At 35.0% G+C, this 13,975-nt stretch carries 13 protein-coding genes; 3 read left to right on the top strand and 10 right to left on the bottom strand.

Annotated features, from left to right (window positions below; all coding sequences use genetic code 11):
* Positions 1-57: 57 nt before the first annotated feature.
* From F6K18_RS08510 to F6K18_RS08495, 4 genes are all read right to left on the bottom strand, one after another.
* Positions 58-1,710, bottom strand: coding sequence for a dynamin family protein (locus F6K18_RS08510; protein WP_287520077.1), 1,653 nt, complete (start codon positions 1,708-1,710; stop codon positions 58-60).
* Between the two features lie 858 nt (positions 1,711-2,568).
* The gene (locus tag F6K18_RS08505) at positions 2,569-2,733 is read right to left on the bottom strand and encodes a hypothetical protein (RefSeq protein WP_287520075.1); all 165 of its coding nucleotides are present in this window, start codon (positions 2,731-2,733) and stop codon (positions 2,569-2,571) included.
* 109 nt (positions 2,734-2,842) lie between these two features.
* Positions 2,843-2,974 (bottom strand): hypothetical protein, encoded by a 132-nt coding sequence (locus F6K18_RS08500; RefSeq protein WP_287520074.1) that lies wholly within the window; start codon positions 2,972-2,974, stop codon positions 2,843-2,845.
* Positions 2,967-5,045 (bottom strand): dynamin family protein, encoded by a 2,079-nt coding sequence (locus F6K18_RS08495; protein WP_287520073.1) that lies wholly within the window; start codon positions 5,043-5,045, stop codon positions 2,967-2,969. Before F6K18_RS08495 ends, F6K18_RS08500 begins: the two co-directional genes overlap by 8 nt.
* Positions 5,046-5,187: 142 nt before the next feature.
* On the opposite strand from F6K18_RS08495, the gene F6K18_RS08490 reads away from it, so the two are divergent.
* Positions 5,188-5,337, top strand: coding sequence for a hypothetical protein (locus tag F6K18_RS08490; RefSeq protein WP_287520071.1), 150 nt, complete (start codon positions 5,188-5,190; stop codon positions 5,335-5,337).
* 881 nt (positions 5,338-6,218) lie between these two features.
* Here the strand turns inward: F6K18_RS08490 and F6K18_RS08485 are convergent.
* The gene (locus F6K18_RS08485; RefSeq protein WP_287520070.1) at positions 6,219-6,509 is read right to left on the bottom strand and encodes a hypothetical protein; all 291 of its coding nucleotides are present in this window, start codon (positions 6,507-6,509) and stop codon (positions 6,219-6,221) included.
* 610 nt (positions 6,510-7,119) lie between these two features.
* Positions 7,120-7,788 carry a phosphoribosyltransferase gene (locus F6K18_RS08480; protein ID WP_287276323.1) on the bottom strand — a complete coding sequence of 223 codons (669 nt, stop codon included), beginning with the start codon at positions 7,786-7,788 and terminating at the stop codon, positions 7,120-7,122.
* A gap of 228 nt (positions 7,789-8,016) precedes the next feature.
* Between F6K18_RS08480 and F6K18_RS08475 the strand changes: the two genes are divergently transcribed.
* Entirely contained in the window at positions 8,017-9,252 is a 1,236-nt protein-coding gene (locus F6K18_RS08475) for a transposase (RefSeq protein WP_287520298.1), read from the top strand.
* Between the two features lie 147 nt (positions 9,253-9,399).
* On the top strand, positions 9,400-10,128 hold the full coding sequence (locus F6K18_RS08470; RefSeq protein WP_287520069.1) for a uracil-DNA glycosylase: 729 nt from the start codon (positions 9,400-9,402) through the stop codon (positions 10,126-10,128).
* Here F6K18_RS08470 and F6K18_RS08465 read toward each other — a convergent pair.
* From F6K18_RS08465 to pyrF, 4 genes are all read right to left on the bottom strand, one after another.
* The gene (locus F6K18_RS08465) at positions 10,125-10,358 is read right to left on the bottom strand and encodes a DUF167 domain-containing protein (protein WP_287520067.1); all 234 of its coding nucleotides are present in this window, start codon (positions 10,356-10,358) and stop codon (positions 10,125-10,127) included. The genes F6K18_RS08470 and F6K18_RS08465 overlap by 4 nt on opposite strands.
* A 1,133-nt stretch (positions 10,359-11,491) precedes the next feature.
* On the bottom strand, positions 11,492-12,055 hold the full coding sequence (locus F6K18_RS08460) for a hypothetical protein (protein WP_124142976.1): 564 nt from the start codon (positions 12,053-12,055) through the stop codon (positions 11,492-11,494).
* A gap of 378 nt (positions 12,056-12,433) precedes the next feature.
* On the bottom strand, positions 12,434-12,559 hold the full coding sequence (locus F6K18_RS08455) for a hypothetical protein (RefSeq protein ID WP_275670264.1): 126 nt from the start codon (positions 12,557-12,559) through the stop codon (positions 12,434-12,436).
* Positions 12,560-12,898: 339 nt separating this feature from the next.
* On the bottom strand, positions 12,899-13,603 hold the full coding sequence (pyrF, locus tag F6K18_RS08450; protein ID WP_287520296.1) for an orotidine-5'-phosphate decarboxylase: 705 nt from the start codon (positions 13,601-13,603) through the stop codon (positions 12,899-12,901).
* Positions 13,604-13,975 lie beyond the last annotated feature (372 nt).

Below are 13,975 nucleotides of genomic sequence, written 5' to 3'. Positions count from 1 at the left end.
TTCCCAGAACTTTGCACTGTCTAGTTACCTAGATTTCCATCAAAATATTCCGATGTCTTAACCAGCTAAAAAATCCAACTCTTGATTTATTTCTGCCGATAAATTATTCAATAACTGTAATTTATTTCTTAACTTAATCGCCTCCGGTGACTGCTGACTAACAGGAACCTTAATCACTTTTTCTGCTTTTTCTTCATATTTCTCAACTGCTTTTAGAGCTACAGCACTAAAACGACTTAAATAATCTCTAGCTGCATTAGCATAAGCTTGTTTTACCTGTTGCTGATAACTATCTAAATTTTGTGATTTATTCTGTTGATTATCGCTTAAAAAATAGGTAGCACCACCAGCAACTGCAGCACCCATCGGACCTCCTAATAACCAACCTATTCCAGTGGCGATCGCTATATTTTTTACCCCCCCTGATTTTTTGGTTTCTGATGGGGGTGGGGATGGCAAAAAGACTTTAGGAGCTTCAGGAAATGTGATAATTAATTCTGCTGGTTCTTCTTGTTGAAAAAACTCACAAGCTTTATCTATCCATTCGGTAATTTCTTGTTTATATTTCAGAGCTTCTGGTCGAAATTTTTCCGACTCCCAAATATTAAAAGTTCTTTGTTCCAAAACTATAGCCAATTCAAATTGATGGCGCTCCAAAAGTTTAGTTAAATATAGCCAACTTTGGAAATTTGAACTACTTTTTTGAAAGCCTTGTTTAATTAATTTTTCTGCCCGCTTTTGAATCTCAAATTTTTCACTTTTCCGCTCTTGAATAGCAATTAACTCTTTAGTCACTTCCTTAGCACTAGCTTCCATAACTTGACATAACTGAAAAGCGATCGCCTGTATTCTTGGCAATTGAATATCTATCTTTTTCCCATCAGTTTCAACAATATTTTGTAAAGCAGATTCAAAAGTTACTAAACCCGTTGTTTGCGCCACAGAAACATCACCTTTTAAGCGACCCCGCAAAGCAGGCAAAGCATCAACTCGATATAAGTTACTAATATTATTTGGTAGTTCTGAGCGAAAACTTTCTGCCAGAAACCGTATTCTATTGTTAACTTCTGTTTGCTCTTCTGAGGAGAGTAAATTCATAAAATTAACGACAAAAACTACTGTTTTAATACCTTTTTCCCACAACCAATCTCTGAGATTTTCTTGCTCTCCTAAAGTCATCAAATTTCTGGCATCTAAAACCTGTACTACTAGATCGGCAGTTAACAATTTGTCCTGCACCAAAATATCTTGAGCTTCCCGGTCATTTGTTCCTGGTAAATCTAAAAATTCAACTCCTCTTTTCAAGAAAGGATGAGGGCAATAAACTTCTACTGAAGTCACATCATCCCTCATGCGACGGTTATCATCTAAAACTGCATATTGTTTGAGAATATCTGTACCAGTTTCACAAATTTGACTTCCATCTTTCAGATTAATTTTAGTCTGTAACTCTGTGCCATATTTTATATAAATTGCAGCTCCAGTCGTAGGAATTAAATCAATGGGTAATGTTCTTTGACCTAAAAAAGCATTGAGCAAAGTAGATTTGCCATAATTAAATGGAGCAAAAACAGCAATTTTAAAAGAGGAATTTTTCAGATATTCACAGATAGAAATTATATCTTTTTTCAATTGAGAATCTGGCTCAAGTTCTAACATTCCCAGAGCAGAATTAAAATAGCGAATCAAGTTATCAAAATTAGTCTGCAATTCTCATTTCTCCTTTATATATCCATATTATATAGAATTCCTCTTTACAGTTCTGAAAAAAATATTCTAGAAAAAAGGAACAGGGGTCAATACAGTTCACTTAAGGATTTTTTTTGGCAGTTCTGTAATCTGAAGACCTACTCTAATGGTTCCATAATTTATGAATTTTGGTATAATCTGAATTGTATTGGAACAGGGGTAATACCAAATTCAGGCGTTGGTGATTTTGGCTATGATTTTTTTAAATGGCGATTACCTAAATACTAATTAAAAAGCATTTTATACTTTATAAATTTAGCTTTCATAGTTTGATTCACCAACGCCCAAATTCATTTCTAAACTGCATAGAATAATATATTAATCAGAGTTGACTGTAGATCGAGATAGACAAGTTAATAAATTTCATAATTCTGTGCTACTTCACATAAAATTGGTATAACACCTACCACCTACTACCTAACAACTAAGACCTATCACCATGCCACCTACCACCTAATTGTGTGCAGTTTCACATAAAATTGGTATAAGAGTTTTAGATATTTTATCTAATTCATGGGTTTTTTACAAATCATTTAGGATTACTATATAGCAATCCTAAATAATACCTATTTCTTAAATATTTACTAGGGTAAAGTAGTTAAAGAGCGTCAGACTTACTATTGATATCCATAACTGAATATTTGCATACTATACTACTCTTGAGTTGAGGAACTAAACTAAACCAAACCTACATTTATAATTTATGCCAAATTGATAAATATTTGCTACAAATAGCTAGGATATTTCTTAGGAGTCAACCCACCCGCGCGCCCCTCCCAGGAGGGGAACTCAGGAGGACCGAGTCACACGAGAATAGCTTCAATACCATTTTTCAGGTCGGAAATCATTCTTTTCTCTTGGTGCGCTAACAGGTGCGACTGGCGTCGTCGCGGGGTCGCACCGCTCTCTTGGTCGATTGGATATGGCGCAGTTTTCCTCGCCATCCCACCCTTCGGGAAGCTGCGCTAACGACCGCTTTGTCAAAGGACTATCCTGCACATGTCTTTTTATTCCTCTTACTATTCGTAACATTCTTTTTTCACGCTTGGTATTATATAGCAGTCGCCATTACTGTATTTGACATATCAAAAGCTTAAAACTCAGACAACGCCACATTTATTCCTTTTTCTTTCTTCTTCCTTCTTCTTTCTTTCTTCTTTCTTTCTTCTTTCTTTCTTCTTTCTTTCTTCTTTCTTTCTTCTTCCTTCTTCCTTCTGCTATACAATTGCTTTCATAAAATCCTGATAAACGGCAACTATTTTTGTACACTCAGATGACACATCAATTTCTAACTGTTGAAAACGAGCTAATTCTGCATCATTATTAATTTCTTGTTCCTGTTTTTGCTGCAGCAAATTATCTAATTCTGACTTCCGAGACTTAATATCATCATCTATCCTTTCTTTAACTTCCCCTTCATAAGTATCAAAACATTCTTTAATAGCATCATAAATAGGTTGCCACTGTTCATTTGCTACTTCAGGTAAATGTTTGACCAACTCTTTTTTCGCTATTTGAACTACTTTTTTCCGTGCTTCATCTGCCTGCATTACACCCACACCTAAACCTAATAAAGCTAAACCAATAGGTCCTAAAGTTATCCCTGTAAAGAAAGTAATTGCTGTATATATTCCTCCTACAGCCAATAAATTTAGCAAGATATTTTTCCAATCAAAACCCGCTCCGGCCATCGCCATACCTGCAATATTACCTCTAGCTAATGAAAATAATCCCATAGCCCATTTTGCCCAACTAGGAGCATTATCCTCACTGGAAACAGAAAGGGCAGATTTGACCTTTTTTCCTGTTAGTTTTTCAGTGATTTTATCTGTGACTTTTGTATAGGAAGCACCATAATGAGCAGCTCTTCTAGAAAGTTGTAAAAATGCTGCATCCATCTTATTTTCAACAGTAATAGTCCATGCTGCTAATTTATCACTAATATATTGTTCAAATCCTTTTTTTAGTTCTATTTCAAAAGCTTCTCTTTTACCAGGGTTAATGAAATCGATAAATTTCATATCTGGTTGATAGCGCAAAAAGTCTGATTCAAAAGTATGTTCCAGGTCGAGAACATAAGAACGAAAAGAATTAGCAATTTCAGTCGCTTCTTTGTCTCTAACTGTTCTAATTTCTGACTGAAATTGGTCGCGAATTTCAGCAAGTTTATGAAACTCTGGTGCTACAGAATTAATCTTATTTTTTAGCTCTTCAATATTCTGTTCTAATAAAGGAGTACGACGAGCGATCGCCTCTCGTAAATGACTATCTGCTTGAGCTGCTAAAGTTTTTGCTTGCCTAAATTCTTGAGCTGCTCTTTCTTGAGTCAAAAATTGATTTAATGCACCAAAAAATTCTGGAAAACCTGTTCCTTCTAGAGAAACTGAAGGATTTTTTAATCGCCTTCTTAATGCCAGAATTGAAGATAGTTCAAAAACTCTTTCTTGATAGATATTTTTATTTTCTTCTACACAATACTCATTGAGGTTAGCTTGAAAAACTCTTCTTAATCTTATCTCTGCTTCTTCTAATTCTTCTCGGTCATCTGGGTCAATTAAACTATCTTGTACTTGATCCCAAGCATTAATTAAAAAGAACACACTCAACCCTCTACCTTTAATATAATTTTCTAGATAGCGACGTTCTCCTAAAGTACAAGGTTGAGTTGCTCTCATCACAAATAAAATAGCATGACAATTATTGATATAACCAAGAGACAATTCATTCCGTGCTTCTGTATCATTTAAACCAGGACTATCAACAATTTCTATTCCTTTTTCTAAAATTGGTAGGGGATATTCAACCACTGCATAATCAATATCAGGAAATGCTTGTTTTTTTTCTTGTTCTAATCTTTTTGCCTCTGCTGGGTCAATTGTATAGTTTCGTTTGAAGCTCTTAAAATCTAGTGACAGAGGTTTTTTTCCATCATTAAAATGTATAGTAACTTTTTTTTCTGGTCCAAATTTTAATACAGTTAATAATGCTGTACAAGGATTAACGTCGCTAGGTAAAATATTTTCACCTATTAAAGCATTAAGAAATGTACTTTTTCCCCGTTTCATATCTCCCAATACCATCAAGCGGAACACACCAAGGCGGAGATTTTTGCCAGCATTTTTAATATCTTCTATTTCTCTTTCTAAACCTAATTTTCCAGAAGTTTTTTGACCTTCTGATTCTGCTTTTTCTAAAGTTTCAGCTATTGTACATAAACTAGCAGCTACTTCGGTTCTAACTTTAGCTACTCTTTCTAAATCTTGGATAAAATTTTCTGCTTCTATTTTGTGACTCATTTTGATTTGAATAAATTAATTACTTGAGATAATTGTATCCTGTAAATCTTCTTAGTATTTAGACAAAATTATTGTTTTTTTACTTTTCGAGTATAAAGCAATAAGTCAGTTATATTACATAATTAGGGTTTGCTGAAAAAGTATGAATCGTAGGGGTAGGAGTCAACCCACCCCTCGCCCCTCCCCCTCCCAGGAGGAGAAGTCAGGAGTCACGAGGAATGGGGAATTTATAGGAGGTACTCGGAAAAATTATAAGAGTGATTTTTCTGCCATAGTCAGCCCAAAATCCTAACTTTTTGGTCACTCAAGCTTAAAAAGTTGCACTTTTTTTCCCTCTAAAAAAGCTAAAATATTTATCTGTAAATGTTTTTATATTTAATCAGCAAGCCCTAATTATTAAGTCTAAAGTTGGCAGTAGTAGAAACTATGTTTATGTTTTTAGGGTTTTGAGTTACCATAAGTTATACCACAAAAAATATTAGGTTACTATAAGTTACAAGTCAGGAAGTAAATTTATTTTGTATTGAGACTAAAACAAATCCATAATTGACTTAAAACAGTTCCCAAATTCATAAAAATATTTTCCCGCCAATGGCATTCTTTGACTTTTCCCATAACGTTCACCAGGAAATTTATTAACAGTCTTATACTCATTTTACCGAATAATTAAGGTTTAAAGCCTCTCCTTTAAAGGAGAAATAAGAAAAAATTTTCCTTTTATTCAATCCTCTTCCTTTTAGAGATAGGTAATTATCAATTATTGAACAATACTGTTAATTCTGGCTGACTATTTTAATAATGATTTGGATAACACTGTAGATCGTCACTGAAAACTGAATGCTGAAGTTAAAACTGAAGATAAACTCAGTTGATTGGGAGGCTTGAATTTCTTAATTCCTCCTGAATTATGATTATTTATTTATCTAAATACAAATAATTATAATAGGAAATAATAAACCTCCTGTAAACAGTAATAAAAAACTACTAATTCCAATTACAAATGGATAATTAAATAAGATATTTTTACACTAACAGGGAGCAGATAAAATAAATATATATGAATAAGATAACTGCTATATTATATATTTTTAAGAGACATCTCAATTCTCACATCTGATTCTTGATTGCTATATAAACTAAGCTATTTTTTGTTGATTTAAAATCAAACATTTTCTAACGAATTAAATCAGCAAAACTATAAGTACTAAGAATTAATAATAGTATAGCTGTGAATTGGGAAGCCTGTATTTGAGGAGATGGTGTAAGCGCTTCTCTAACTAAAATAGAAATAGAATAACCCATTACATAACTCAGGCATAAGACTAAATATTGCCATTGCTCTGTAACACTCCAACACAATAATAATACTATGGCAAAGACTAACATTATTAACTCAATAAAGCCTGGTGGATTATATTGTATACCACTCCTAAGATTTTGACACCACAGTTGTAAAATTCTCATAATTTTGATATTAAATAAAATCACAAAATTCCGATTAATTACCAGAAAAAAAATTATGGCATTTATACTTAAATAGCAAAAATTTTCATGATTTGTTAATACAGTTAATTCACAAAATTTATGGAATAATAAAATTAAATTTTACTATTTTTTTTGTGTTATACCATTTTAAAAAAAGAATGTTACGAATAGTAAGTGCGATAAAAACACTTGACAGGGGATCTCCCTTTAACAAAGCGGTCGTTAGCGTAGCTTCCCGTAGGGTGGGATGGCGATCTTCGGAGCGGGTTTGCAAGAACGGGTCTCCTCACCATATCCAATCGACCAAGAGAGCGGTGCGACCCCGCGACGACGCCAGTCGCAAGCGGTCAGATCCCGCGTCTGGCACAGACGCAAGGGAATGCTGACCAAGAGAGGGAACGCGCACCAAGAGAAAAAGAGAATTTCCGACCTAAAAACTGGTATTTAAACCATTCATTCTGATTCCTGACTCCTGACTCCTAACTCCTAATAACAGGATAACCTAATTAATTTGCCTTGACTGTTTAATCATTATATTCAACATCAAAAACATCAACCATATAAATAAAAATTAAAAATTTTTTTACTCTCACAGCCATTCAGTCTGTTGTTGAAGACAAGCCAAAGCAACCTCAGTTTCCACCTGAGTAAACTCAGCATAAAATCGACTCACACTCAAAAACGGCTGAGGAGTTTCCAATACAATTAAGCGATCGCAACAATCTGCCAAAAATTTAATCAATTCTGGAGGAGCAACTGGCACAGATATCCAGACAGCATTCGGTTTATGCAACTTAATAGACTTTAGCGCAGCTATCATCGTCATACCCGTAGCTATTCCGTCATCAACTAAAATTACTAACTTACCCAGAGGAATAACTTCAGGCTTTCCACCACTAAGACATTCTAATTGAGACTGTGCTTTTTCCCTTGCTCTTTCAATTATAGCCTTTTGGACTTGTAAATTGCGTGGTTTGTGCCTCGACCACACAATACAACCATCCGCTGTCACAGCACCAAGAGCCAATTCTGGATTATCCGGTAAAGTAATTTTCTTCGCCACCACCACACTCAAAGGACAACCCAACCGACGCGCAATAGTTACTGCTACTGGCAACCCCCCTCTTGGTAGACCATAGACAATAGGCTTAATCATCCACTCAGTAGTCAAACTCATTTGACAGAAATCTGAAAAAATAACCTCAGCCAATTTTTCTCCAGCATCAGTGCGGTCTCGAAATATGGGAATAGATGACATAATTTTCTCCAGCTACTGACACTTAAATTTTACCTTCTATCACCAGAGGGCCAGCACTAAATCAAAGATTATAGTGCCTGGATGAATGGTGAGTATATAATTGTGATTTCCTACGGAATGCTCCGCAAACGATGTCACAATTATATACAAAAATTAATAGTTTATCCAGTAGATATTTCAGGTAAATTCAGTTATAATGATAGATATATTCAAGGAATTAATAATACTTTGCTAGTAATTGAGGCCAAATTAAAAGGCAGTCAAAATCAGTACAAAGTTTTAGATGAAATGATACTAACAAGTCAGTTCATTAGAAACATTTGCTTGCGTTATTGGATAGATCATAAAGATGTTAAGCGCAACGACCTACAAAAGCTTTGTTCACAACTAGCAAAAGATGTTAATTTTCCTTGGGCTAAAAAGCTAAACTCTCAAGCTAGACAAGCATCAGCCGATAGAGCATGGCAATCAATACAACGATTCTACAAAAATTGTAGACAAAATAAACCAGGCAAAAAGGCTTATCCAAAATTCAAGAAATTCACTCGGTCGGTAGAATACAAAACAACTGGCTACAAGCTATCTCCAGACAGAAAAAAAATTGAGTTTAAAGATGGTTTTCAAGCTGGTGTATTTGAATTATGGACAAGTCGTGATTTAGTTTGGTATTCAGAGCAACAAATAAGTCGTGTTAGAGTTGTAAGACGTGCTGATGGATATTATTGTCAATTTCTAGTAAATGTTGAGAGAAAAGAGACTCATAATTTTGAAGGTAATGTAGTAGGAATTGATTTAGGCTTAAATACTTTTTATACTGATAGTAATGGTAAAGCTGTAGATAATCCTAAGTATTTGAGAAAGTCAGAAAAACGACTTAAAAAGCTACAGCGGAGAGTATCGCGTCGGCATAAAAAAGGCCAAAAACCGCAATCAAATAACTACCACAAAGCAAGAATTCAATTAGCTAGGCAGCACCTGAAAATTAGTAGACAGCGTAAAGACCATGCGGTAAAGACTGCACGGGCGTTAATCCAATCTCACGATTTGGTAGTCTATGAGGATTTGAAAATTGCTAACCTAGTTAAAAACCATAATTTAGCCAAGTCAATATCTGATGCAAGTTGGTATCAATTCACACAATGGGTAGAGTATTATGCTAAATTGCACGGAATTGTTTGTGTAGCAGTACCTCCCCATTTCACTAGCCAAAATTGTTCAAATTGTGGTCAAACAGTTAAGAAATTATTGTCAGTGAGGACTCACAAATGTCCACACTGCGGTTATATTGCTGACAGAGACCATAACGCAGCAAGAAATATTCTGGCAAAAGGTTTAGAAATGCTAGGAGCAATAGTCAACAGTACCGAGGGGCACTCGGAACCTGGGGGAAACCCAAAAGCTACGGGAGAGTCCAACCTCTGGTTTGGTGATAGCAATGTTGCCAATCTAAAGTTGTCTCTATGAGCGTAGAATCATCAATGATGAGAATCCCGCATCATAATCTGTGATTTGATGTAGGGAGTATGTCAACTAATGGCCTTTAAGTTGAGACTTTTTACCCAAAACTTTAGACTAAACACATAGTGGCAATTGATTCCTAAATCTCCTTTCATGTCTAACGAAAAACAACTTAGTCTCTTCGACTGGTCAAACAATAATGATTATTCAGAATCTACCTCTGATTCAGACTTCGACTCCAACCTCATCCCCACAGACGCTAAAATTCCAATTCCATCAGAAACATATCAAACAATGGAGCAAATAGCTGTCCATTGTAACCAATGTTGCAGATGTGAGCTAGGAGAAAACCGTACTAATGCTGTCATTGGTAGAGGCAACCCCCAGGCAGAAATTATGATTATTGGCGAAGCACCTGGTCAAAATGAAGACGAACAAGGCTTACCATTCGTTGGTAGGTCTGGGCAACTGCTGGACAAAATTTTGGAGTCGGTGGAGCTAAGTAGCGATCGCCACGTTTATATTTCTAATGCTATTAGATGTAGGCCACCAGAAAATAGGACTCCTACTACTCAAGAAATAGAAGCTTGTAAACCATACTTACTAGAGCAAATACGTCTTGTAGACCCAAAAATTATTCTTTTAACTGGAGCAACGGCAGTTAAAGCTTTGACTGGTGAGAAACGAGGTATAACTAAAATAAGAGGCCAATGGCTGGAGTGGGAAGGGCGACTTTGTATGCCCATTTTTCATCCAGCTTATCTTTTGCGAAATCCTTCTCGGGAGCCAGGCAAACCAAAGTGGTTAATGTGGCAAGATATTCAGGCAGTTAAACAAAAGTTAGATGAATTAGAGGGAGATAGTAATTCTATAGATTTTTAGATTTTTGGTAGAGGTATTTCAATCAATTTGTTCTTTGAATATAAACCCGATTTAATCGTAATTTCTGATTTTTTCACATTAAACTTTTTTGCCAATAGTTTGATTAATTCTTGATTAGCTTTACCATCTACTGGTGGAGACTTCAAACATATTTTGAAACTACCATCTGCTTCAGTTTCAATACTTTTTTGTTTGGAATTTGGTTTAATTTTTACTTGGAAAATAGCCATTGATAGATGGGGGTTATTTATTGATGATAATTTGAGCAGGGATATATGATTTAGAGTCGAGCATTACCGAATAATTAAGGTTTAAAGCTTCTCGTTTAAAGGAGAAACAAGAAAAAATTTTCCCTACCGCGTCAATCCTATCCGTTTTCAAGGAGAGGTAATTGTTAATTATTAATTATTAATTGTTGAACACTTAGCCTCCTCTGTTCTAAATTATCCCCTATGACAGGTTCGGTGTGCGATTTTTTCCCAATAAATACGAAGTTTACTCAAATAAAAGTACTATGACGAAAGCTTAAAATTGATTTAATTAAGTAAAAAAGAAGTACTTATTAGATTTTTGGGCATTGCTGAATTAAGGTATGAAAGTAGGTTTATAGGGAACAGGGAACAGGGAACAGGGAACAGTTAATATTAACAAGTAGTTCAAACCATCCAAAATAAAAAATCCCAAATACAAAATTATCAAATCATACCCAGAATCAGCAATGTCGATTTTTGCAATTAATTTATTGATTTTCAGACAGCTAAAGAGAAATTTATTAAAGCTTGAAATCACGTGGTTTCGTCAATACATAAAATGGCACAATTTAAAATGAAATAGCCTTGGTTTCTGGTAGAGGTAATTCAATACTTTATGTGGAGAATTCCGTTGAAATTTTACTTAGAAAATAGCCAGAATTAAATTACCAATAAAAATCCCCATAAATCACACAAAAAAATTAATACTTCATTCCTCATCCTATCTCCTGAATCCTCTGTTATTCAATACTTTATGTGGAGAATTCCGTTGAAATTTTACTTAGAAAATAGCCAGAATTAAATTACCAATAAAAATCCCCATAAATCACATAAAAAAATAATACTTCATTCCTCATCCTATCTCCTGAATACTCTGTTATTCAATACTTTGTTGTGGAGAATTTGGTTGAACTTTTACTTGGAAAATAGCCCAAATTAAGTTGCCAATAAAAATCTTCATAAATTAAATTGTAAAGGTAAGATATAGCAGTCACAATTACTATATTTGACATATCAAAAGCTGAAAAATCTGACATCTTCTGAGTTTTCCTTCTCTCCTAGATAACTAAAGCCTTCTTTCTTCTTCCTTCTTACTTCTTCCTTATGCCATATCATTCCTCATTCTGACTCTTGACTCCTGTCTCCTGACCCCTATCTCCAAAATAACATCCTTGTAACCAAACTCTAATACCTCTAGCAAATACTCCATTACTACTATCTTCTGGTTGTGGTGGTAAATTTCCTAGTAAACTTTCTTCTATAGAAAACATATTAACTAACTCCCATTGTCTCTGACTTTTCCTCAGAAATAACCAATGAAATTTTTGTAATTCAACTACCTGACTATCTCGATATTGCCTTTCTAAAGTTGTCAGAAAAATTTGATTAATATCCTCCTGAAAAAAAGGCATATCATCTATCGGTAAAGGTTCAAACTCAGGACGACCTGCTATAACTATATTCCGTTCTAAATAATCTTCATTTGATTGGCGATCGCGTTGAATTTCACGATTAACATAACCAGGCAAATCTAATATTAAATCTGTGGCTAGAATTTCTAAATCTTCTGAATTATCCGGGCAAGTAGATTTTGGTTTCCAAGGATCTGTTGATTCTATTTTTTCTATTTCTATTCTAGGTTTTCTAGGTCTTCTAGGTCGTCTTTTTCTGACCATCAAATAATTGTCAATCGTCAAAAATAGGGAATTAGGTAAAGATAAATTGTCACTGGCTATACTTATAATCGTGATTATAGAAATGAATATTTTCAAATAAAATAGCATTCGACTTTAGGATTTTCAGATTGATATTTCCCTGAAAGTTATCATGTCTGAAAAATATTTACAGTTCAGCAAATTTTCCCAATAATTTAATAAGTTTTTTAATAAGTTTGAGGATTTAAGAATTTCCTAACATTAATGGCGACTGCTATAGCAATATTTTTGTAATTGTTATGAGGGGTAGGTTATACCAAGCGTGAAAAAAGAATGTTACGAATAGTAAGAGCGATAAAAAAACTTTATAGGAAATGTCCCTTTGACTAAAAAGATAGTTTACGCCCTAAAAAATGGTATTAAAGACATTCCCATACGACTCCTGACTCCTGACTTCCCCTCCTGGGAGGGGGAGGGGCGAGGGGTGGGTTGACTCCTCAGAAATACCCTAGATATTTGTAGCAAAAATTTATCAACTTGGTATCATACCATTTCTCCTTGATGTATCACTTAATATAGAATAGTCAGTGTAATAAGGTCTGAGCAACAATTATTAAGCGCATTGTTACAGAGAAATGGTATTAGAAGTGAAAGCTATCTTTCATTTTATGAAGCTCAAAAAAACCGAAAGATAAAGATATTTAGCCTTGCATTCTGCCAAAAATCCTGATAGTATGTAATTATTGGGAGGCGTTCGCACCTACGCATGACTTTTTGTTCAACCTAAATATAGTACTCTTTATGTAAAATGACGTTTGAAACAATCGAGCATCAAACATAGCAATACTTTGAATAAAACGCCCCTTAAATTTCCTGACAAATGCGCTCCAAAGCCCCTTTTGGGTCAGCAGCAGCAGTAATAGGTCGGCCAATAACAAGATAATCAGCACCAGCCTTAATAGCCTGACTAGGTGTAAGCGATCGCTTCTGGTCTCCTTTCTCTGCCCAAGTTGGCCTCACTCCCGGACAAACCAACACAAAATCATCACCACAAACCTGTCTCAACTGTTCCACCTCTTGAGGAGAACAAACCGCCCCACCTAAACCAGATTCCTGAGCCAACAAAGCCATCTGCAAAACATACTCTGGCAACTCCAGAGGAATTTTGAGGTCAAAAGCCACATCACGAGAAGTCAAACTGGTCAAAATAGTAATAGCAATTAACCTGGGAGGGTTTTGTCCTGTAACTTTTGCCCCTTCCACAACAGCTTCTTGAGCAGCAGTCAAAACCACTCTGCCAGCAGTAGCATGGATAGTCAACAGATCTACACCATAACTAGCCGCAGATCGACAAGCTCCAGCAACAGTATTAGGAATATCGTGAAACTTTAAATCTAGAAAAATCCGCTTCTGACGTTCTTTGAGAATTGAGAGAATTTTCGGGCCACAACTAACAAACAATTCTAGACCGACTTTCCACCAGATTATTTCCGGTAATTGGTCTATCAGAGTGATCGCTGCTGCCTCAGTAGGAACGTCCAACGGAACAAGAATTTTATCAATATTCATCACTTTTGCTAATATTACTTAATTTTCTATATTCTGGGTATTTAAACAAAAAAACTAAGACGTTGTAGTTTTGAGTCATTTCTACCTCGAAATTTTCCCCTCGCTCTGAGTCAGAAATTTTATCTACTGAATTTTTCCGACTGGGAGTCTCGACAAAATTACTGATTAATTTTCAGTAGTTTATATTTTGGGTATTCAAACAAAAAAACTAAGACGTTGCAGTTTTGAGTCATCTCTACCTTGAGATTTTCCTTCGGTCTGAGCCAGAATTTTTGCCTATTAAATTTTTCCGGCTGTGAGTCTCAGCAAAAGTATTGATTAATTTTCAGTAGTTTATATTCTGGGTATTCAAACAAAAAAACTAAGACGTTG

Source organism: Okeania sp. SIO2C2 (genome assembly GCF_010692625.1).
In the GTDB taxonomy this organism is placed as follows: domain Bacteria; phylum Cyanobacteriota; class Cyanobacteriia; order Cyanobacteriales; family Microcoleaceae; genus Okeania; species Okeania hirsuta.
Note: the sequence above shows the minus strand (reverse complement) of the source record. Positions and strands in the feature narration are given on the sequence as shown.